Source organism: Pedobacter sp., assembly GCF_965249885.1.
Taxonomy (GTDB): domain Bacteria; phylum Bacteroidota; class Bacteroidia; order Sphingobacteriales; family Sphingobacteriaceae; genus Pedobacter.
The window spans coordinates 4,244,093-4,267,035 of record NZ_OZ252254.1 but is presented as its reverse complement, the minus strand read 5'-3'; the positions used below and the strand labels follow the sequence as shown (position 1 = coordinate 4,267,035).

Annotated in this window: 19 protein-coding genes; 13 read left to right on the top strand and 6 right to left on the bottom strand. The window is 38.1% G+C overall.

Translation table 11 applies throughout. The features are described 5' to 3' along the window. Window positions 1–24 precede the first annotated feature (24 nt). Window positions 25–1,107 (bottom strand): tetratricopeptide repeat protein, encoded by a 1,083-nt coding sequence (locus tag ACY2A0_RS18000; RefSeq protein ID WP_461790764.1) that lies wholly within the window; start codon window positions 1,105–1,107, stop codon window positions 25–27. Window positions 1,108–1,191: 84 nt separating this feature from the next. Next, window positions 1,192–3,732, bottom strand: coding sequence for a DNA gyrase subunit A (gene gyrA, locus ACY2A0_RS17995; protein WP_461790763.1), 2,541 nt, complete (start codon window positions 3,730–3,732; stop codon window positions 1,192–1,194). A 306-nt stretch (window positions 3,733–4,038) separates the two neighbouring features. On the opposite strand from gyrA, the gene ACY2A0_RS17990 reads away from it, so the two are divergent. Genes ACY2A0_RS17990 through ACY2A0_RS17975 form a run of 4 tightly spaced genes read left to right on the top strand, consistent with a single transcriptional unit; the run spans window position 4,039 to window position 7,804 of the window. Next, complete coding sequence (locus ACY2A0_RS17990; RefSeq protein WP_461790762.1) at window positions 4,039–4,524, top strand: DUF4442 domain-containing protein; 486 nt, start codon at window positions 4,039–4,041, stop codon at window positions 4,522–4,524. Window positions 4,525–4,574: 50 nt separating this feature from the next. Then, complete coding sequence (locus ACY2A0_RS17985) at window positions 4,575–5,213, top strand: AlbA family DNA-binding domain-containing protein (protein WP_461790761.1); 639 nt, start codon at window positions 4,575–4,577, stop codon at window positions 5,211–5,213. Between the two features lie 56 nt (window positions 5,214–5,269). Then, window positions 5,270–6,646 (top strand): MATE family efflux transporter, encoded by a 1,377-nt coding sequence (locus ACY2A0_RS17980; RefSeq protein ID WP_461791077.1) that lies wholly within the window; start codon window positions 5,270–5,272, stop codon window positions 6,644–6,646. Between the two features lie 18 nt (window positions 6,647–6,664). Next, a complete protein-coding gene (locus ACY2A0_RS17975) occupies window positions 6,665–7,804 on the top strand; it encodes a cytochrome-c peroxidase (protein WP_461790760.1) in 1,140 nt (379 codons plus the stop codon). Here the strand turns inward: ACY2A0_RS17975 and ACY2A0_RS17970 are convergent, their stop codons facing one another. After that, complete coding sequence (locus tag ACY2A0_RS17970; RefSeq protein WP_461790759.1) at window positions 7,805–7,963, bottom strand: hypothetical protein; 159 nt, start codon at window positions 7,961–7,963, stop codon at window positions 7,805–7,807. It lies immediately after the preceding gene. Between the two features lie 182 nt (window positions 7,964–8,145). Here ACY2A0_RS17970 and ACY2A0_RS17965 point away from each other — a divergent pair, with 182 nt between their 5' ends. The 6 genes from ACY2A0_RS17965 (at window position 8,146) to ACY2A0_RS17940 (ending at window position 15,967) form a co-directional block, all read left to right on the top strand. Beyond that, window positions 8,146–10,314 (top strand): S46 family peptidase, encoded by a 2,169-nt coding sequence (locus ACY2A0_RS17965; protein ID WP_461791724.1) that lies wholly within the window; start codon window positions 8,146–8,148, stop codon window positions 10,312–10,314. A gap of 182 nt (window positions 10,315–10,496) precedes the next feature. Continuing rightward, complete coding sequence (locus ACY2A0_RS17960; RefSeq protein ID WP_461791723.1) at window positions 10,497–10,691, top strand: hypothetical protein; 195 nt, start codon at window positions 10,497–10,499, stop codon at window positions 10,689–10,691. A gap of 374 nt (window positions 10,692–11,065) precedes the next feature. Continuing rightward, a complete protein-coding gene (locus tag ACY2A0_RS17955) occupies window positions 11,066–12,280 on the top strand; it encodes a TCR/Tet family MFS transporter (protein ID WP_461790756.1) in 1,215 nt (404 codons plus the stop codon). Between the two features lie 85 nt (window positions 12,281–12,365). Then, entirely contained in the window at window positions 12,366–12,926 is a 561-nt protein-coding gene (locus ACY2A0_RS17950) for an RNA polymerase sigma factor (RefSeq protein WP_461790755.1), read from the top strand. Between the two features lie 65 nt (window positions 12,927–12,991). Beyond that, window positions 12,992–14,953 (top strand): T9SS type A sorting domain-containing protein, encoded by a 1,962-nt coding sequence (locus ACY2A0_RS17945; protein WP_461790754.1) that lies wholly within the window; start codon window positions 12,992–12,994, stop codon window positions 14,951–14,953. Between the two features lie 6 nt (window positions 14,954–14,959). Then, window positions 14,960–15,967 (top strand): FecR family protein, encoded by a 1,008-nt coding sequence (locus tag ACY2A0_RS17940; RefSeq protein WP_461790753.1) that lies wholly within the window; start codon window positions 14,960–14,962, stop codon window positions 15,965–15,967. A 65-nt stretch (window positions 15,968–16,032) separates the two neighbouring features. On the opposite strand, the gene ACY2A0_RS17935 is transcribed toward ACY2A0_RS17940, so the two are convergent. Continuing rightward, window positions 16,033–17,382 (bottom strand): PhoH family protein, encoded by a 1,350-nt coding sequence (locus ACY2A0_RS17935; protein WP_461790752.1) that lies wholly within the window; start codon window positions 17,380–17,382, stop codon window positions 16,033–16,035. Between the two features lie 166 nt (window positions 17,383–17,548). Here ACY2A0_RS17935 and folE point away from each other — a divergent pair, with 166 nt between their 5' ends. From folE to ACY2A0_RS17920, 3 genes are read left to right on the top strand one after another with little or no spacing between them, the layout of a single operon-like run. Beyond that, window positions 17,549–18,199, top strand: a complete 651-nt coding sequence (gene folE, locus ACY2A0_RS17930) for a GTP cyclohydrolase I FolE (protein WP_461790751.1) — start codon at window positions 17,549–17,551, stop codon at window positions 18,197–18,199. Then, complete coding sequence (locus ACY2A0_RS17925; protein WP_461790750.1) at window positions 18,199–18,918, top strand: SDR family NAD(P)-dependent oxidoreductase; 720 nt, start codon at window positions 18,199–18,201, stop codon at window positions 18,916–18,918. The genes folE and ACY2A0_RS17925 overlap by 1 nt, the downstream gene beginning before the upstream one ends. Window positions 18,919–18,921: 3 nt before the next feature. After that, on the top strand, window positions 18,922–19,554 hold the full coding sequence (locus tag ACY2A0_RS17920) for a flavin reductase family protein (RefSeq protein WP_461790749.1): 633 nt from the start codon (window positions 18,922–18,924) through the stop codon (window positions 19,552–19,554). Between the two features lie 19 nt (window positions 19,555–19,573). On the opposite strand, the gene ACY2A0_RS17915 is transcribed toward ACY2A0_RS17920, so the two are convergent. Together ACY2A0_RS17915 and ACY2A0_RS17910 are read right to left on the bottom strand one after the other, a co-directional pair. Then, complete coding sequence (locus ACY2A0_RS17915; RefSeq protein WP_461790748.1) at window positions 19,574–20,341, bottom strand: hypothetical protein; 768 nt, start codon at window positions 20,339–20,341, stop codon at window positions 19,574–19,576. 42 nt (window positions 20,342–20,383) lie between these two features. After that, complete coding sequence (locus tag ACY2A0_RS17910) at window positions 20,384–22,819, bottom strand: TonB-dependent receptor (protein ID WP_461790747.1); 2,436 nt, start codon at window positions 22,817–22,819, stop codon at window positions 20,384–20,386. Window positions 22,820–22,943 lie beyond the last annotated feature (124 nt).

Here is a 22,943-nt window from a genome sequence, read left to right as displayed (position 1 = left end):
GTCAACACTTAAATGTGTTATTGGTTATTTTTTCTGCAATGCATCTAAAAGCTTTTTAGTTTCTTCGTAGCTCTTAGTGTCGTTTTTAAAGGCGTAAATTTGTTTTAATGCCTCCAAGGTATGTGTTGCTTTAGGGTCCAATTCCTGTGCCTTTTTGTAGTATGGTAAAGATTTATCAATTAAAGCCGTCATTTTAGTAGTTAGGGCATTGTACTCTTTTACTTTTTTCGCATCCACTTTTTGGCGTTCATTTTGAACATTTAATGCTTGTTTGTAATAAGTTTCTCCTAGTAAAAAATGGTAAATCGCTTTATTTGGATCTTTAGCAATCAATTTACCCAATGAAGTCTGAGATTTTTCAATTTCACCTCTAATGATGTAGATATCTGTTTGAGTTCCTACAAAATCAGGGTCATCTTGGTATTTAGTTAATGCCTGATCAATTGAAGCTAGCGCCGCAGTTGTATCTTTTAAATTTACCAATTGGATATTGATCGCTTCCAATAGCAAATTTTTACTCTCTGGAACGCCAAACTCCGCAACTTTTTTAAAGTTTTTAACTGCACCTGCATAGTTACCCGCTTGTTTAGCAGCAACACCAGCATTTAAATACATTGATGTATCTGAAGGATTTTTTTCGGTGATTTCAGTGAAGATCTTAAATGCAGTTGCGAAATCTTTCTTATTGTAAGCTCTAATTGCTCTGCCTTGAACAGCATTAGCAATATTAATTTTTGCATTTGCAATATTGTCCTTCTGCTCACCTTTTTTGTCTAATTCCGTAGCTTTAACGATGGCCTCTTCAGCAATTTTTTGTTTTGCTGTAGCGTTTGCAACATCAATTGTGTCAATTAACGAAATAGCCGATGCCATAGAAGCTCTTAAAGCCCATGGCTCCACCGTGTTTTTAGTTTTCTCGTTAGCAATAGCTAGATCTGTATGACCTAACCCTTTGTTAAGGTTCTCCAAATTTTTCTTTAAATTTTGAGCTTGATTCATTGCCTGAAACAAATCCCAAGATTTTTTAGCTTCAGCAACTTCCGATTTTTGGGCGTAAGCAAATGCAGATAGACTCACAATGCTTAAGCTTAAAATTAACTTTTTCATCTATATTTAAATTTGATTCTTTAACGCTAGTGCTTAAATGATATTGCCTTTCGGCGATCTAGAAACACTAGCTATTTAGTTTAATTAATTTTCTGTTGTATTTTCTTCTGTACCGTTATCTGTAGGAGTTTCGCCTTCATTAGGTGTAACCACATCGGTTTCTTCTTCATCTTCGTGATCAATTCTAGCTACCGAGGCAATTTCATCATTTCCTTTTAAGGTGATCAATCTCACCCCTTGCGTTGCCCTGCCCATTACTCTAAGCTCGCTAACTGCAATTCTAATTACGATGCCAGATTTATTGATGATCATCAAATCATCCGCGTCGGTTACGTTTTTAATCGCTACTAAATCTCCAGTTTTGTCTGTGATGTTAATAGTTTTTACACCCTTACCGCCACGGTTGGTTACACGATAATCTTCAATATCGGTACGTTTACCGTATCCTTTTTCTGATACTACTAATATGGTAGCATCCGGACTATCAACAGCAATCATGCCAATTACCTCGTCCTTATCATGTGCCAAGGTAACTCCTCTTACACCTGTAGCAGTTCTGCCCATTGGCCTAACTGTACTTTCATTGAAACGGATTGCTCTTCCTGATCGTAGCGCCATTACAATTTCGCTGGTACCTGTAGTTAAGCTCGCTTCTAGTAATTGATCGCCCTCATTGATGTTGATGGCGTTGATACCGTTAACACGTGGACGAGAATAAGCTTCTAATGATGTTTTTTTGATGGTACCTTTTTTGGTACACATGATAATGAAGTTATTCTCTAAATATTCCTGATCTTTTAAGTTTTTAACCTTGATATAAGCTTTAACTTTTTCTTCTTTAGGAATATTGATAATGTTTTGTAGCGCACGTCCTTTGCTTTGACGCGAGCCTTCTGGTATTTCATAAACTCTCAACCAGAAACATCTGCCGGCTTCTGTAAAGAACAACATATAGTTGTGGTTGCTGGCGATAAGTAGGTGCTCAATAAAATCTTCATTTCGTGAGTCGCTACCTTTGGAACCTTTACCACCCCTACCTTGTGTACGATATTCTGTAGCAGGAGTACGTTTAATGTAGCCTTCATGAGAAATGGTAATCACAACTTCTTCGTCTTCGATGAAGTCTTCCATGCTCATATCTTCAGCAGAGTGAACAATAGTTGTTCTACGTTCATCGCCATATTTGTCACGCATTTCCGAAAGCTCATCTTTGATAATCTGCATACGCAAGCCTTCATCAGCTAGTACAGATTTCAAGTACTCGATGGTTTTCATTAATTCAGCATACTCTTCTTTAATCTTATCACGCTCTAGTCCGGTTAACCTACGCAAGGTCATATCCAAAATAGCACGAGCTTGGATATCTGTTAAACCAAATTTCTCCATTAAGCCAGTTCTAGCTTCTTCTGGAGTACTTGATGCACGAATTAACTTGATTACCTCATCGATATGGTCAAGTGCAATTAGCAACCCTTCTAAGATATGGGCACGTTTTTCAGCTTCCGCTAACTCAAAGCGAGTTCTGCGGATTACCACATCATGTCTATGCTCAACGAAGTGATGAATTAAATCTTTAAGGTTAAGCAATTGCGGACGACCATTCACTAACGCAATATTGTTTACACTAAAAGAGCTTTGTAGCGCTGTTTGCTTAAATAAGTTATTTAATACAATGCTTGCATTTGCATCTCTTTTAATTTCGTAAACGATACGGATACCGTCTTTATTAGATTCATCTTTGATATTCGAAATACCTTCAATCTTCTTCTCGCCAATCAATTCAGCGGTACGCTCAATCATCTGCGCTTTATTTACCAGATAAGGAATTTCGGTAACGATGATTACCTCACGATCTTTGATGGTTTCGATTTCCGCTTTGGCACGCATTACAATACGTCCTCTACCGGTTTCGAAAGCTTCCTGAACACCTGAGTAACCATAGATAATTGCACCGGTAGGAAAATCAGGCGCTTTGATGAACTTCATCAACTCAGCTATCGTTACTTCTCTATTATTAATGTATTCAATAGTTGCGTTAATGGTTTCGGTAAGGTTATGCGGCGCCATATTAGTGGCCATACCTACAGCAATACCCGATGCACCATTAATTAAAAGGTTAGGCACTTTAGCAGGTAAAACCGTTGGCTCTTCCAAGGAATCATCAAAGTTGTTTTGGAAATCAACGGTATCTTTGTTGATATCGGACAACATCTCTTCAGCAATTTTCTGAAAACGAGCCTCAGTATAACGCATTGCCGCTGGTGAGTCACCATCTACCGATCCGTAGTTACCTTGGCCATCCACCATCATGTAGCGTAAGCTCCAAGGTTGTGCCATACGAACCATGGTCATGTATACCGAAGAGTCACCATGTGGGTGGTACTTACCTAAAACCTCACCCACAATACGGGCAGATTTTTTGTAAGGTTTACCGGCGCCAACACCTAGGTCCAACATACCGTACAGTACCCTACGGTGTACTGGTTTTAAACCGTCACGCACATCAGGTAATGCCCTACTCACAATTACCGACATCGAATAATCGATATAAGCAGTACGCATCTGCTCATCGATATTAATGGGGATAATCTTATCGTTCTCTTGATTTTCTAAATCTTCTGCCATAAATTTCTGTATTTTGCGTTTAGCGGGCCTTAAGCAAATATTTTAGTACCTAATACTCGGGCTAAACACAATAGTTTTTATGTTGTGTTATAATCTTGCGAATTTAGTAAAATAAGCTGCACATTACATGGCATTGTGGAAAAGTTTTGCACAATTGAAAACCTATTTAAATTGTGTTTGTTTTGCGGCCAAAAAACTCAGGTTTAACATCTAATTTCTGTAAGCGTTTACCAAAGTGGAGCCAGTAAGCATTAAATTGTAAACAAAGTTTTTTTACTCCAACACAAATATTGATATTTAGCTATCATGATAGTTTCTGAGAACACGCTTAAATGGGCATTAAGTTTATATCCTCCCTTGTTGTTTCAACGTATCTGGGTTAAAAAATTCCATAAGGGCTTTATGGGGGTTGATGTGAAAATTAGCAATAGCTTTTTGAACAGAAATTACAACGGATCTATTTTTGGGGGAACAATCTATGCAGCTACAGATCCATTCTATGCGATTTTATTTGATCAGCTGATGCAACGTAAAGGCTATAAATGTAGAGTTTGGCTAAAAAGTGCAAGTATCCAATACATTAAGCCAGGTTTAAGTGCGCTTTATTTCACTATTAAAATTACTGAGGAGATGATAGCGGAGGCAGAAGCAGCACTAAATACTGAAGGAAAGTTTGTAAAAGCCTATCCTATGGAGTTGTTTAACAAAAAAGGAGAACTTTGCGCCACGGTGATGAATGAAGTTTATCTAAGATTGAAATTTCCTGGAGAAAAACAGCGAGTAGCCATTTAAATTGCTGATGTTGATAATCTATCGTTTAAACCTACACTAACCACTCCAATATGAACATTAAAAGACTGATACTTGAAGGCGAAAATGTTAGTTTAGATTTTAAAAAGACCATTAGCAAAGCTGATAAAATAGCTAAGACGCTTGTGGCATTTGCGAACAATAAGGGTGGCAAACTTTTAATCGGCGTAGCCGATGATGGCTCTATAAAAGGTGTAAAAGCCGAAGAAGAAGAAAAGTACATGATCAACAAAGCGGCACATCAATATTGTAAGCCCGCTTTGGAACCTCGTTTTGAAGAGTATTTGGTGGATGACAAACTAGTTTTAGTAGCCGAAATCCCCAAAAGCGACATGAAACCGCATTACGCTTTGGATGAAAATGGCAAATGGTGGGTTTATTTTAGGGTTCAAGATAAAACGGTACTAGCCAGCAAAATATTAATTGAAGTATTAAAACGTGATTCGGCAGCAGAAGGAACGCTAATCCAATATTCAGAGCAAGAAAAACTTTTACTTAACTATTTGAATAGCCACGGACGAATCACGCTCAAAGAATTTAGCAAGCTAACCAGGAGTGCTTACAAAAAAGCGCAGAAAATAATTGTAAATTTAATTCTATCGGGCATCATTTTACCCCACATTACCGAAAAGGAAGAATATTATATTTTAGCAAATTTGGGCGCAGATTAAAAGCGTTTATAAGTTTTGCATATTAGTTACAGGTAAATTTCCGATTTTTGTCGGCTATGTTTACTTATTCCTTTGCCAAATATAAATCTTTCTATAAAGATAACTTGATACTCGCTTTACCAATTGTTGGTTCGCAGCTGGGCCATACATTGGTACACATGGCAGATGGAATCATTGTTGGCCACTTTGCAGACACTGCACAACTAGCCGCAGTATCATTAGTTAATAGCCTATTTATGTTAGTTTTAGTGCTAGGTTTAGGTATATCCTACGGACTAACACCTTTAATTGCACAAGCTAACGGTGCTAATAACCAAGCTGAATGCGGCAAGCTGCTGTCTAATAGTTTACTTATCAATTTTGCTACGAGCATTGTTCTTTTTGCTTTGGTAAGTGTTGTGGAATATAAAGTGATCGATCATATTGGTCAATCTGCTGACGTAGTAGCACATGCAAAACCATTTCTACGATTATTGGGTTTATCAATTTTTCCTTTAATGCTTTTTCAAGCGTTTAAACAGTTTACCGAAGGCTTAGGCTTTACCAAACAGGCCATGATGATTTCCATTTGGGGAAACTTAATTAACGTGTTGCTAGGGATAGTTTTTGTAAAAGGTATGTTTGGCATTGCGCCAATGGGCGTTACTGGAGTAGGTTTAGGAACGTTAATTGATCGTATATTGATGGCTACAGCTATGGGAACTTACGTTTTCAATTCCAAGAATTTCAAAGCTTACTTAGTACAGTTTAAACTGTTTTCCGTTGATTTAAGTCGCGTCAAGAAAATCATTAAGCTAGGTGCTCCAGTTGCCATGCAATATTCATTTGAAATTAGTGCGTTTAGCGGTGCTGGAATTTTAATTGGAACTATTGGCAAGGTAGAACAGGCTGCACATTTTTCAGCGCTTTCTTTGGCAGCGTTTACCTATATGCTTGCTTCAGGAATTGCCAATGCAGCTACCATTAAAACTGGCAATAACTTTGGTGCTAAAAACTATAAAGAACTGCGTTTATCGGCTATTGCCAGTTACCATATCGTGATTGCTTTTATGTCGTTAACTGCATTAATTTTTGTTTTTGCAAATAACTACTTGCCATACATTTACACTAGTGACTTAAAAGTGATTGGCATTGCTGCGAAGCTCTTGTTGTTAGCAGCACTTTTTCAGCTTTTTGATGGTACGCAGGTAGTTGGTTTAGGCGTATTACGCGGACTAGGTGACGTAAATATGCCAACGTTTATCACCTTTCTCTCCTATTGGATTATCGGTATTCCGGTTGGTTATGTGTTAGGCTTCCAACTAGGTTTAGGTGTTGATGGGATTTGGTATGGATTAACTTTCGGTTTGCTCGCTGCCTCTATCCTCCTATTTATCAGATTCCAAAATAGAACGAAAAAGCTTTTGGAAAATCCAAGCGAGCTAAAAATCTAGTGTTTATATTTTTGTCAGATGAATAAAGCGCTTGGTTCACTTACTATTTTGTTTATTGGTTTGGTTTTGCTCTCATTCAAATCTTCCGAATGGAGTATTGAGCAACTATCAAGTGCAGATACGCTAAGGAAGGCGTATTCTAGGCCGCCTCACCTTTGGCCTAAGCCTAATGTAGATCAAAGCGTGAAATTCACCGAGCTTGGAACTTTGCTGAAATCTCCAATTGACACTTCAGATGCTGAAACAAAACCAATCATCTTACTTGGAAAGTTGCTGTTTTTTGATCCGAGGCTATCGGCATCAAACAAAATATCCTGCGCTACTTGTCACGCTCCCAATTTGTTTTGGGCCGATGCAAAGGAGGTTTCCTTAGGGCACGATGATTTGCCAAATGTACGCAATGCGCCAGCTTTGGAAAATGTGTGGTTTTACAAAAGCTTCTTCTGGGATGGGCGGGCAAAAACTTTAGCTCAACAAGCTGAGGGACCAATGAGTGCACATAATGAGATGAACCAAGACTTAAGTAAGCTGGCTTCTAAAATTTCGGCAATTAATGGGTACGGAGAGTACTTTAAATCCGCTTTTGGCACTACTCAAGTTACTAACGAACGTATCTTTAAAAGTTTGGCTACATTTCAACAAACTATCGTTAGCGAATTATCTGCTTTTGACTACTTTTTAAATGGAGACACCCTCGCCCTAACAGACCAGCAACTGAGAGGTTTACATCTATTTAGAACCAAAGCAAGATGCATGAATTGCCACTACGGCCCATATTTTACAGATAACGAATTTCATAATCTCGGTTTATCCGAATATGGAAAAGCAAACCAAGATTTAGGACTTTACAATGTAAGTAAAAAGATGGAAGATGTGGGTAAGTTTAAAACGCCGGGATTACGAAATGTGGCTCAAACCGGGCCTTGGTTCCATAACGGTATGGTGAAAACTTTGGATAGCTTGATGCTTTTGTACAACATGGGGATGCCGGATATTACACCAGAAGGAGATCAAAAAGCAGACAAATTATTTCCGAAAAACGATAAACTATTGCGGGGGATTATGTTGAGCGTTGGAGAAAGAAAGGCCATTATCGCTTTTTTAGAAGCGCTATCATCTCCCATAAAAATACAAGCCCCCCAGCTGTTGCCTAAATAGTTACACTTTTGGAGCGCTGTGTTTTTGTGCTTTCAATTCGCTTTGGTTTAGCTCTTTTTCCAACTCGGCTTGATCTTTTCGATTACGTTTAATCACGAAATAAATAAAACCTAAAATAGCTACCAGAGCTACCGCAACAATAATAAAATTGATTTTCATTGCTATTCTTTTGATACAAAGCTATTGAGGTCAAATTAATTGTTTGTTAAGCAATTATCATCAAAATCTTAAGTTATTACCCAACTAATGGCACTCGGACGAACATCGAGCTATTCGCTGTTGGTTTTACAGTTAAAAGTATTTCAGTAGCTTTGAAACATTACAAGTTAACTCACAATAAAATGAATAAAAAGAGCTTATTAATCACTTCACTTCTTATTGGTGCGGTAAGTTTAGTCGGATACAATGTGCGTGAAGAAGGAATGTTCCCGCTAAGTGAAATCCATAAGGTAGACTTGAAAAAGGCTGGTTTAAAAATTGATCAAAACGAAGTTTATAACCCTAACGGTATCAGCTTAGTTGACGCTTTAGTGAACGTAGGCGGTTGTACCGGTTCTTTCGTTTCTGACGAAGGCTTAATCATTACCAACCACCATTGTGCTTTTAGTGCGGTTCAGCTGGCAAGTACCCCTGAAAACGATTATTTGAACAATGGCTTTGTAGCCAGAACACGTGAACAGGAAATTGAAGCAAAAGGTCTAACTTGCAGAATTACAGATAGCTATGAAGATGTTTCAGATAGAGTTTTAGGCGCAGTAGCAAACGTTGATGATCCTGCAGCCCGTTTGCAGATGATCAACAATCAAATGAAAAATATTGCTGCTGAAGCGGAACAAAAAGACCCCAGCATTAAGGCTGAAGTATCGGAGATGTTTATAGGTAAAACCTATGTGCTTTTCAGCTATAAGACAATACAGGATGTAAGGTTAGTTTACGTACCAAACCGACAAATTGGTGAGTTTGGTGGCGAAACGGATAACTGGGTTTGGCCAAGGCATACCGGCGATTATTCATTCATGAGAGCTTATGTTGGCAAAGATGGCAAGCCTGCAAAATACAGTAAGGATAATGTACCTTTCAAACCAAAGAAATCATTGAAAGTAAACCCTAACGGAACTAACGAAGAAGATTTTGTATTCATTCTCGGCTATCCTGGACGTACGTTCCGCCATCGTCCGGCTCAGTTTATTGAGTATCAGGCAAATTATGTGCTTCCTTACACTTCTGAGCTTTACGATTTTCAAAATAGCACCATGGAAAATGTTGGCAAAAAGAACAAAGCTACCGAAATCAAGTTAGCTACCCGCATCAAGAGAAATGCCAATGTGATGAAAAACTACAGAGGTAAAATCGCAGGAATTAAAGGAATAGATCTTATTGCTCAAAAGAAACAAGAAGATGCTGCTCTAGCGCAATTCATCAACGAAAATGTAGATATGAAAGCGCAATATGGCAATTTGATGGAAAACATTGATCGTTTATACCAATTGATCAACGGTGATGCAAATAGAGACCTTTGGCTAAGTCAGATTTACAACTCCACAAGCTTACTAAACGTAGCGAAAAACATCAATTCATTTAAAGCCGCATTGAACCAGCAACCAGCGGCTCAAAAGCAATTATTTTTCGATAACAACATTGCGAGGTTAAAGCAGTCGCTTAACAATATTTACGAAGCTTACGATGTAGATGTAGACCGAAAGATATTGAAGCGAATGATGATGGATGCTGTTGCTTTCACCCCTAGTCAACGTGTTGCCGCTATCGATAAAATTACAAGCAGAGGTAGCAATAACGAGGCTATGGTCGATGACTACATTAACGATGCTTATGGACTGACCAAATTAAAAGATCAAAATTATGTACTAAATACGCTGTTGAAATCCAGCAAGTCTATTAGTGATTATAACGATGGTTTGCTGCTTTTTGAAAATGATATTGCTCGTCAAATTGCAGAGCTGAAACCTGAAAAAGATCGCAGGGATGGCATACTAAATAAGCTGATGGGCGATTACGTGAATGTAAAAGAGAAGTTTTTAAAGAAGAACTTTGTGCCAGATGCTAACAGTACGTTAAGGTTAACTTATGGTTATGTACGCGGTTACTCTCCTGTTGATGCAACGTATATGTCGCCGTATACTACAATAAAAGGTATTTTGGAAAAAGGTGCTACTGGCAATCCAGATTTTGGTTATCCTAGCATCATTAAGCAATTGTGGGCCAATAAGGATTTTGGAATGTTTGCTAAGAAAGAACTTAATGATGTTCCAGTAGCATTCCTTTACAACATGGATACCACCGGAGGCAACTCTGGCTCACCTATTATGAATGCAAATGGGGAGTTAATTGGAGTAAACTTCGACCGTGCTTATGGCGCCACCATTAACGATTACGCTTGGAATGAAAGCTACAGTCGTTCAATAGGTGTTGATATTAGGTATGTGCTTTGGGCTGCATCCAAAATAGATAAAGCCGATTTTCTACTTCAAGAAATGGGCATTAAATTATAACTGGTTAAGCGAGGCGGCACCTGCATTAAAATGATTAATGGGTGTCGCCTTTTTTGTTTTTCTAGATAGACCAAGGGTAATCAACCTCGTCTTCTTTCAATCTTTTTAACCCGAAAATCACATTTAATATGAGAGTAATTGCAGAACTTCCACATCCACAATGCAAGATTAGTATATTCAGTATGAACCAAAAATTCATCGTCAAGTTTGAGCAAGGCCCGTACGAACAGAGCTATAAAATTTCAGAGTTAGACTTAACCGGAGGCGGTGTAAATGAAGTATTTCAAATCATAGACGAAACCTTTATCGAAACTGTAGTGGAGCGTTTTAAAACCATGAGGTCGGATTTTACTTCAGCATATCAAAGACAACAATAAATACTTTATTTTATGCTTGTAATTAACTGTATTACAGTTTGGTATTTGCTTTAACAAAATATAATTTTGTATTTAAGCATTAATCTGTACTTCAAATTCATGTTTTTATTAATTTAAACTTTATTTTAATTAGGTCAATAATTTAATTTATAGATAGTTAAGTAAAATAAAAAATTTAATTTGGCGGCTGTTTTTACCAAATAAGTAGTAAGTTTTATCATTTTATGCAGATAATTACTATCCTTATTCGGCCGTGTAATTGATGGTATTCTTTAGCAATTATCTGATCCAAGCTGCTATCATATTCCCCTTTTACACACTGCCCTAACAATTGAGAATAATTAGATTACATTTGTATACCAAACAAATATCAAATGTCAAACAACAGAAACGCTGGCGTATTCTTTATCCTTGTAACTATCCTATTCGACTGTATTGGCTTCGGAATTATTATTCCAATTATGCCAGACTTAATACAAGAGCTTACCGGTTCAAGCTTGAGTAAAGCATCGGAGTATGGCGGTATTTTACTGACGACCTATTCATTAATGATGTTTGCCTGCTCTCCTATTTTAGGTTCCTTGAGTGACAAGTTAGGCAGACGGCCAGTGCTGTTGATTTCACTATTCGGTATGGCGGTTGATTACTTCTTCCTTTCATTTGCGCATACCATTACCCTATTATTTATCGGTCGAATTTTAGCGGGTTTGTGTGGTGCCAGTATCACTACTGCTTCAGCCTATATCGCCGACGTAAGCACACCTGAAAAGCGGTCGCAGAACTTTGGTTTAATTGGAGCAGCATTTGGTTTGGGATTTATTATAGGGCCTGTAATTGGTGGTGTTTTTGGAGAAATTGGCACAAGAGTACCTTTTATGATTGCTGGCGGCCTGTCGTTGCTGAATTGGTTATACGGTTACTTTATATTACCTGAATCTTTAAAGCCAGAAAACAGAAGAGCGTTCGAGTGGAAACGAGCTAATCCAGTTGGTGCATTATTGCGATTGAAGAAATTTCCAGCGTTACTTGGTTTATTAGCAGCATTACTGATTTTATATATTGCAGCGCAGTCAACGCAAACCGTTTGGACCTACTACACGAAAGAAAAATTTGGTTGGAACAAAGCTTGGGTAGGCTATTCTTTAGGTTTCGTAGGGTTAACCGTTGGAATTGTTCAGGGTTGGCTTATTCGCATTATCATTCCCAAATTTGGCAATAAAAAGGCGGTAATGATGGGCTTAATGCTATATGTAGTTGGCTTTATTTTATTCGCATTTGCTTCTAAAGGTTGGATGATGTTTGCATTTATGGTGCCTTATGCCTTAGCTGGAATAACTGGGCCAGCAATGCAAGGTATCATCTCCACTCAAGTGAAAGCCGATGAGCAAGGTGAAATGCAGGGAATTATGACTGGTTTTATGAGTCTGGCCAATATTATCGGGCCAACTTTAATGTCGTTTATCTTTGCCCATTTCACTAAACATAATAGCAGTTCAATTTATTTTCCAGGTGCACCATTTTTCACTGCTGCCTTGCTAGCTTGTGTTTCCATTCTAATTTGTTATCGTACGTTAAAAAGATATCATTAGCTGATTTTTAGCTATTTGACAAGCAAGCCAAATAAGACTGAGACTCTTTGATTTTCTGAGCCGCAATCGTTACTTTTGGACTATAGTGCAAGAAAATTCCCCAGACAACAAAGTAAGAAGCACAGACGAGATCACCTGGAATAAAATAAAATCAGGAGATGAAGCTGCATTTATGCAAGTTTACGATGCCAATTACAAGCACTTATACCTTTTTGGTTTCAGTATTTGCCAAGATGCTGATATCGTGAAGGATCAAATCCATGATTTATTCTGCGAGATATGGGAGAAAAGAACGAGATTATCTACAGTTTATAACATCAAATCCTATCTCTTTACCTGTCTAAAACGGAAAATCATAAAGGACATTAAATTGCCAACAAAGTTAACTCCTGCTCAAGAAGATATTGCCCCATCTATCGAAGAAGAAATCATAGCCAGTCAAACCGAAGAAATGAACGCTGCAAAATTGGCTAATGCTTTCCAATCGTTAAGCCCTTCTCAACGACAAATCATGTTGCTGAAATATTATGATGGTCTATCTTACGAAGAAATTGCGCATCAGTTGAACAATAAACCTCGGACGATTTACAATCAGGTACACGACGCATTGAAGCGGCTCCGCTCCTCTTTCAAATTATTATTTTAAAATCATAGTAAAATTCATTGAAGTAGTGCTCTGTAGTTAAAACCTTTAACTATAACCTAATTGATATGAAAAAAACTTTACTTAGCTTGTTGGCTTTTCTTCCTTTATCTGCTTTTTCCCAATGGAGTGGTGATCCTAGCCAAAATAACCTCGTTGCTGGTGTGATTAATACCAGTACTAAAAATTCGGTTGTTACAACAAAAGATAGTCAAAACAACGTATTTATTGCTTGGGTGGATAGCCGTAATAGCGCTACTACTGGAGATGATATTTATATTCAAAAGATCAATAACGATGGAAGTGTTGCATGGACATCCAATGGAGTTTTAGTTTGTAATGCCTCAGGAAACCAGTCATCACCTTCAGTCACTCCAGATGGTAATGATGGAGTTATTGTGGCTTGGGCCGATGCTCGTGGCGCAAACACTCAAATTTACACGCAACGTGTTGATGCTGCTGGAAACATTGTTTATGCCAACAATGGGATTCAGCTGATTAGTGTTAGCGCAAACCAGATAGCTCCCGTAATTAAGATGGTGAATAGTACTGAAGCGATGATTTTTTTCCGTGATGCTAGAAACAGCGGAACAGGAACCGATCTTTTCGTTCATAAAATAGACATCAGTAATGGAGCTCCGGTGTGGACTAGCGACGTAAATGTGGTTGCAGCTGCTAATACGCAAACTGCTCAGTCGATATTGCCCGACGGCAGTGGTGGTGCTTATTTAGCCTGGGGTGATCCTAGAATTAGTACTTCCGATTCTGATATTTATGTTCAGCGCATTAACAACAGTGGCACTCTTTTATGGACAGCAAACGGCGTAAATATTACTCCCGGTGCGGCTGCTAATCAAATTAAACCGTCCATAGCCTTGGATGGTACGAGTGGCTTTTTTGTTACTTGGCAAGATTTGAGAAACGGCTCAACAAATGCAGATATATATGCACAAAAAGTTAACACCAATGGCAGCGTGGCTTGGACATCTGGAGGGATATCCTTATGTAACGCCACCGCCAGTCAAGACCTTGCACAAGTAATTAGCGATGGAAATAATGGTGCAATTATTACTTGGATGGATCCACGCGACTTAACAACTGGCAGAAGAATATTCGCACAACGTGTCAACAGTTTAGGTGCGATACAATGGGCTTCAAATGGAGTTGCTGTGGCAACCGGCCAAGTGGTTAGCGCAACAGTTATCTATACTTTGATGAGCGGAAAAACTGCTGGCACTAGTATATTGGCTTGGCAGGATACAAGAAATACAGCTACTACAGGTAATGACGTTTACGCACAACGATTGAATGCAGATGGAACCAAAAGCTGGGACGATGCTGGTGTGATTGTTTGTAATGCAAATGGTTCTCAAGCAGGCGTAGTTGCCGAAACTGATGGAAACGATAATGTCATTGTTGCTTGGACAGACGGCCGTAGTGGCACTACAAATTCAGAAATTTATGCTTCGAGGATACTGCCAACCGGTGTACTTCCGGTAACATACACAGGTATTCAAGCGAAACTGTCCACTTCTTCGGTATTGGTTAATTGGTACGTGGCATCGGAAGTAAATACGATTAAATACGTAGTGGAGCGCCGAGGTGATGATAGCAAGTTTGCAGAGATTGGTAGTGTAAGTGCGTTGAAAAAATCAGCATACAGTTATATAGACCCTAATCCTTTAAATGGCAATAATTATTACCGAGTTAAAGGTGTGGATGCTGATGGCACACTTTCTTACAGTGATGTGGCACAAGTGGCATTTAGTTTATCTGGCAATGGAGTACAAATTTATCCAAATCCAGTGGTAGCAGAACTTAAAATTAAACTTAACCAAATATTTACTGATAAGTTATATAACTTTACCCTGACAGATATTACTGGCAAAATACAATTTAACGCTTCCGTAAATGGGAAAAATCTTCAAAGTATTTATCCTATTAATGTATCGAACTTCAGTAAAGGGATTTATTTCCTTACTATCAAACAAGGAAACGAAAAGGTATCTTATCCAGTAGTTAAAAATTGATTATAGATGGACTTTACATTTTACACACCTGAAGAACTAGCTGCTGACGAAAGTTTCATTAACTATTATCGCGGGATAAATGCCGCTGATGTAGAGAAATGGCAGCTTTGGATTTCAGCTAGCCCTCAAAATGCAACACAAGCTACGGCAGCATGCGAACTGTTGGATGCGGTGTATCATGTTCCATCTGCTCAGGAAATGTCTCAGGAGCGCCAAAGATTACTGAATCATATCAAAGCCTCAACAGCAACCAGTACTGATAAATCACCAATTCTTGGAAAGCAGTTTCCGTTGTGGCTGAAGTTTGGTTTGGCTGCTTGCTTTGCTTTGGTTTTAGGTTACTTCTCCTATCAATATTTTGGAAGTTCAAATGAAATAATCTGGGAAAAAAGTACAGCTTCAGTAGGCAAAAAAATTAAGCTTACGCTAAGTGATGGTACCAAAGTAACCTTAAATTCAAACGCTAGTTTACGTTACCCGCTAAAGTACCAAGGTGAAACGAGGGAAGTTTTTTTGGACGGCGAAGCATTTTTTGAAGTGGCGAAAGACAAAGCACATCCGTTTATTGTGCACTCTGGAGAAATTAGCACACAAGCTTTAGGTACTGCTTTTAATGTAGCTAACCTACCGTCAGGCAAAGAAGTTAAAGTGTCGTTGTTAGAAGGTAAAGTTAAAGTTTACGGAAAAGATGACATTGGACAAGTGTTGCTTAATCCGGGAGAGCAGGCACTTTTTGATAAAGCGAATAACCAATTGGTCTTAAAACAAGGTAATACCGACCAAGCAGTGGCTTGGTTAACCAATACAATTGTTTTTGTTGGTGCTAATTTTGATGATATTGCTTTGGCTATGCAGCAATACTTCGGCAAGAAGCTTATCAATAAAAGCAAAGCCAATGATTGGAGCTATAACTCAAGTTTCAAAAATGCAGATTACAAAACCGTAATCGAAGCCATCTGTTTCAGTAAGAATATTTCTTATGTAGAAAAAGGTGACACCATCATCGTGAAGTAAGTTATCTTCATAATATAAGAGCCTATATCGCAGTTGTGGTATAGGCTTTTTTTTAAAAGATGTAACTACAACAATTCCGTTGCCAAATTGGCTAATTCGCTACGCTCCCCTTTTTGCAAAGTAATGTGCGCATAAAGCGGATGATTTTTTGCATTCTCAATCAAGTACGATAAACCATTACTTTCTGAATCAAGATAAGGGGTATCAATTTGGTAAATGTCACCAGTGAACACAATTTTAGTATCTTCTCCTGCCCTGCTGATGATCGTTTTTATTTCATGAGGTGTGAGGTTTTGGGCTTCATCCACGATAAAGAAAATTTTATTTAGCGTACGGCCTCTAATAAATGCCAAAGGTGCAATCTCAATTTTTTCCGTTTTCACCAACTCATCAATTTTTAGTTGCATCTTTTCATCTTTGGCAAATTGTTCCCTAATCAACTTTAAATTGTCCCAAATTGGTGCCATGTAAGGATCAACTTTTGATTTCATATCTCCCGGAAGAAAACCAATATCTTTATTGCTAAGTGGCACAATTGGCCGAGTGATGTAGATTTGTCTATAGTCACGCCGTTGCTCCAAAGCGCTGGCCAATGCCAACAAAGTTTTACCAGTACCTGCATTTCCTTGTATAGTAACCAACTTGATCGCCGGATTTAATAAGGCATCAAAGGCAAAGCTCTGTTCAATGTTACGCGGAATAATACCAAACACCGTATCGTTTTTAACCAACTTTAGCATCTTATCTTTAATACTGTAAAAAGCTGCTGCAGTTTTCCGTTGATATTTAAAAACATAGAAATGATTGCTATCTTGCTGTGGTATAGAAGCTTCTGAAATGGATAAACAACCATCAGCTTTCAGTTTCTCTACTACAGCTAAATCTGTAAGTTTCATTTCGGTTTTACCACTATACAGTTCTTCTACATTTTTAACCTTGCCTGTTTCATAATCTTCGGCATTTAATCCTAACGCTTTCGCTTTTAATCGCAAGCAAATGTCCTTTGATACCAAAATTACTTTGTGTTCAGGATTTTCATCTTGCAGTGCTAAGGCAGCATTCAATATCCTATTATCAAATTTGCCTTCGCTAAAAAGTGTTTCTGCATTAGTGGATTTAGGCACTTCGGCAATTTGAACTTTGAACCTCCCCAAACTACTTTTACCTAGTTTAAACCAGTTATTAATCAAATTGCTTTTAGAGGCGATATCGATAATCCTGATAAAATTTCTTGCTTCAAAATTGCGGGTATCGTTGCCACTTTTAAAGTTGTCCAGCTCTTCAAGTACCAAAGCCGGTATGGCAACATCATGTTCTTGGAAATTGTAAATCGCATTGTGGTCGTACAAAATTACTGAGGTGTCAAGCACAAAAATTTTAAAGCTGCTAACTGCGGAATGTTCTCTTTTTGCCATGTATAAATTTATCATTTTATGACCGAATAAGAAAACAGGTATTTTATAATACAAAATTTAAATTATACCTAAATATTACTTTACGCAGACTGAAACAATTTGTTGTTAAAAGTGTATTATTATACTTTTGAAGTGTTTTAATAAACTTTCGCTTAATTACCGGATCATGAATAACAAACAAGCTGAACTAATCAGTCCAAAAATTAACCTTGCTGATTTTGAAACACCATTATTATCCGGTGCTTTTGAAATGGATGATCAAACTAAAATAGAATTGATCACTAATCATTTTCGTGAAATATTAACTATTCTTGGCTTAGACCTGAAGGACGATAGTTTAAAAGACAGTCCGAAACGTATTGCCAAAATGTATGTAAACGAGTTTTTTAGCGGACTAAATCCTGCTAACAAACCAGACCCTACTCTATTTGAAAACTCCTATCAATATCAAGAAATGTTGGTAGAGAAAAACATTGCCGTTTTTAGTAACTGTGAACATCACTTTGTGCCAATTACGGGTAAAGCACACGTAGCTTATATCAGTAATGGTAAAGTAATCGGTTTATCAAAGCTGAACCGTATTGTGCAATATTACAGCCGTCGCCCGCAGGTACAGGAGCGTTTAACCATCCAGATCTGCGAAGAAATTAAAAAGGTTTTAGGTACGGAGCATGTTGCGGTAATGATTGATGCTTACCACCATTGCGTATCTGCTAGAGGGATTAGAGATGCAGGTAGCTCAACTATTACAACTGCGTTTAGTGGGAAATTTAAAGCTGCTGAAACTAAGAACGAATTTTTAAAATACGTTGGTTAATGAACTTTGAAGGAAAAAACATCTTAATTATCGGCGGTAGTTCCGGTATTGGACTTCAACTGGCAAAATCCTTAACTGCAGCTGGTGCAAATGTGTATGTGGCCTCAAGAACAAAGAGTGATGAATTGCCAACAGCAATAAATTATCTTAGTCTTGACGTGAAAGAAGATTTGAGCGCATTGTCCACGTTTATACCTTCGCAGCTACATGGCTTGGTGTATGCCGTTGGAAATATCAACTTAAAACCGATCTCAAGAATTACAAAGGATGATTTACTGAATGATTTCCAATTAAACGTTGTTGGTGCGGTATTGACTACACAGCAAGTGCTTCCTGCATTAAAAGCAGCAAATGGTGCATCAGTGGTATTTATCAGTTCTGTAGCAGCACAAACTGGAATGGGATTTCATGCTAGTGTAGCAACGGCTAAAGCTGGATTAGAAGGTGCTGCGGTGGCATTAGCTGCGGAATTAGCTCCGATTAAAATTCGCGTAAATGTTGTTGCTCCGTCACTTACCGACACCCCAATGGCAGAGCGCTTACTCAATACGCCAGAAAAACGTGAGGTCGCCGGCAAAAGGCATCCTTTGGGTAGAGTTGGCTCAGTTGAAGATATTGCTGCGGCAATTAGTTACTTTTTAAGTGGTGATAGCAGCTGGGTAAGCGGACAAATTTTAGGTGTTGATGGTGGAATGGGTAAACTTAGAACGAACATTTAAGCTATGAAAATCAGCAGTGAAGAACTTAAACAAATGGATAACAGGTACCTTGCGACCTTCATTAACTCGCTACCCGGATACAAATGTTTACATTTAGTAGGAACCTTAAATGAAAAAGGACACAGCAACTTAGGATTATTTAATTCTATTTTTCATTTAGGTGCGTCACCGGCTTTGTTGGGGATGGTTTTTAGGCCGCAATCTGAAGATCACGATACCTTAAGTAATATTAAACGCAATGGATTTTACACCTTAAACAATGTGCTTCCATCATTTTACAAACAGGCGCACCACACCAGTGCACGTTTTCCTAGCGGCGTTTCTGAATTTGTTGAATGTGGCTTAACGGAATTTTTCCTGCCAGACTTCGAAGCACCGTTCGTAGCAGAATCAAGTGTTAAAATTGCTTTGGAGTTAAAAGAAATTATGCCAGTCACCTTAAACAATACTACCATAGTTATTGGCGAAGCAAAGCAAATCTTACTAAGTCCTAATTTAGTCGGCAACGATGGTTATGTAGACCATCAAGCGGCACAAACAGTTACCGTTACGGGTTTAGATAGCTATTTCGAAGCTACTGCGTTAGGTAGATTAACTTATGCTAAACCAGACATAGTTCCAAGTAACCTAAGCTAATTTTAAACGCATCAGCAAATTAAACAGCACGCCAATTTGGTTTAATAAAGTTAACAACAATACTAATCAATATCGCGGCAGCTACAGCGTAACATGCATAAACAATAGATTGGCCTTCGCTATTTTGGTTCGCTGCAATAGCTAATAAAGCCCAAATACCTACCAATCCATACGCTCGCATGTTACGCTGAGTTACCATAAAAATATTAACCACCCCGGCAATAACTACCATAACGATAGTCCAAGTCATTGGAGCTATTCTCCAAGCATCCCAATTGATTTTAGTAAGTAAGGCTGCCACATTCGCAATAATGGCAACAGATATCCAGCCAACGTACAAAGTAAATGGCAAGTTGATGAAGGAATAATCTTTTGTATCCCTTTTAACTAAATTGATGTCGAGGTTAGTGATAATCTTCAATAATGAAATTAAGATAACAGTCATCAACACTACACTTAGCGCAGTATAATCATAAAGCCAAGCTGCTACCCAGCACGAGTTTGCAATACAGGAAATTAAAAACCACCATCCTATTTTTTCTAATACTGGATGTGGCTGCTGTTTGTTAAAAAGACTTTTGCCCGTGTAAAAAACAAATGCTAATAATCCCACATAAATGATACCCCAAATTGAAAAGGCGTATCCCGCTGGTGTAAAAAAATTAAAGTACCGATCGGATACCGTTTTCATGGTATTTCCGTTGAACACGCCCGTATTAGATAGATAGTTGACAAAAATGGTGCTCACTAATGCTACACCATTTACAATTGGAAATAATTTTTTCATCACCGTTAGCTTTGATACAAAACCATCAATTTATTAAAATGTTTAAAATTCGAATATTACACCTAAAGACGGGATCAGATTACCTGAACTTGTGTTTAAGATGTACGGTATAGCATTTGATCCATCCGATTTGACAGCTTGCCCATCAGTAGTTAAAAAGTTGCTGTTATCCGATGTACGTTGGAATGTGTATTTAGGTAGATCGTCATTTTTCGACTTCAAAATATTTTGGATATCAACATAGAAATTAACCGCAGTACGTTTGAAGTTGATACGTTTATCTACCCTAAAATCCAGTTGGTTAAAGGCGCCCAGTCGTTGCGAATTAAGTTGATTAAAATTAAGCACGCCAGTTCCCAAACTAAGGTAGTTAAGTTGCGAAGCTGTCAAATCAAAAGGCGTGTAAGGCGTGCCACCTGCATAACGATATTTCAATCCCAAATCCCAATTTCTTCTCAATTTATAGCCTAAGGTAAACGAAAGCAAATGTCTATTGTCCCAAGATGAAGAAATAAAACGACCATCAGCCCCAGAAAATTTACTCACTACATAAGAGTAACTCGCCACGTAAAATAGTTTGTTAATTAATTTCTGCTGTGCAAAAACTTCGAAACCATAAGTTCTTCCATCACCTATACTCAACAGTGGCTCGCTACCGAAAGAGGTATATTCAGCCCCTTGATTGGCTAATGAAATTCCGTTGTTTACGGAAACAAGGTAATTATTGTAACGTTTGTAAAAGGCCTCAAATGTAAATCTTAAATCTGTTTTAGGTAGAAATTGAGTGCCCAGTACGTAATGTGTAGATTGGATGTAGTCTAAATTTTTATTCAATGCATTGCCAGAGTTATCTAAGTAACCAAGCGCTGTATACGGAGGAATTTTAAAGTAAGTTCCAACTGATGCATTGATATCCCATTTCGGGTTCAAGTGATAACTGAAAGATATTCTAGGTGATAAGGTACTTAACGGATTGTTTCCTTCGTTCGTGAACGAATTCATATCAGTCCTGATACCTCCTGAAACTAACAAACGCTCATTAAATAGATTTTTAGAAGCTTGAAAAAATGCACCATACTTCCAAAAATTGATGCTGTTGTTAAAAACAATGCTGCGTTGTGGACTAATGAGATTGCCGCTACCATCATAAACGGCATTGCTAAGTTTATTGAACAAATTTCCTTCGTAGCCCACCAATTGTGCCATTAAACCAGCGCCTATTTTCCATCCGTTTACAAACTTATTGATATCAAACCTGAACTTATTTTCGTCTTCTTGCGAAGCAACCCTCAGCACACGTTTAGTTTCATCCATTATTTGATCCTCAAACTTATCTAGCTTATTATCAAACATGTTTCGACTAAGTGTGAAGTTTAAAAATCCGTTCTCAATTTTGTGATTGATATTAATACCAACCGTATAATTCCATTGGTTAATGTATGGTGTTGAACGTAAGATGTAAGTATTTTCTAATGTCGATTCTTTAGTAGGTGCAAATCTGAAACGATCAATGGCACCTAACCCGATAGCGGTAAGTTTAGTTTTATCGTTGAACTTGTGTGTAACTTTGAATTGAAAATCTTCAAAATCAGGGCGTATGGGCAAATCAATAAGCTTAAATAAGAAGCTCAGATATGACTTACGGGCCGAAGCTAGAAATGTGGTATTGTTCGCCAAAGGCCCATCTAAAGTAAGTGCGGTTTCCGTAAAGCTCACCCTTGCATTTCCAGATAAACGTTCGGGATTGCCATCACGTTGCTTAATCACAAAAGTAGAAGCTAATGGATTATCGTAACGAGCATCAAATGCGGATGAGCTGAGTTTCAGACTTTCTATAAAAGAAACATTTAAAATACCTTGCGCACCACCAGAGCTGCCTTGGGTTTGAAAGTGATTTAAAACTGGAATCTCAATTCCATCTAGGTAGTACACATTTTCATTTGGCGCACCGCCTCTGATAATGATATCGTTTCTTTCGCCAGTTCCATTGCTAATTCCTACACCTGGCAACGTTTGGACCACTTTTGAAACATCAAAATTACCGCCTGGGTTGCTTCTGATTTCTTCGGTAGTTAGCTGCTGTACAGAAAGTGGCGTCACTAAATCAGTTGCCACTGCGGATTTTTGTTTGCTAAATTTAATATTAACTTCCTGCAAGTTTTTCGATTCAGGTTGTAAATCAAAGTTAACCAATTGAGGCGTTCCAGTGCTTACCACAATGTTATATTTAATTTGACTTACAAAACCTACACTGCTTACCGAGATTTTAAACGTCCCGGCAGGCACCTTGATTTTATAATTGCCAAGGCTATCGGTTACGGTTTGCAAGTTGACATCATTAACTAAAATGGTAGCACCAACAACGCCAGCGCTGGTATTTGCGTTTTGTACAGTTCCGGTAATTAAACCACTGTTTTGAGCTTTAACTACTTGGCCAAAGTTTAATAAAATGAGAACAAGTAAATGTTTGACTTTCAATTTAAATGGATTTAAAAGTTTAATTGTGTACAAATATAACCAAATAAGCAGCAAGGCTGAATTAAAAAAGCCGAGATAGGTACAAAAATATACCTACCTCGGCGAGAATCAGCCATGAAAAAAC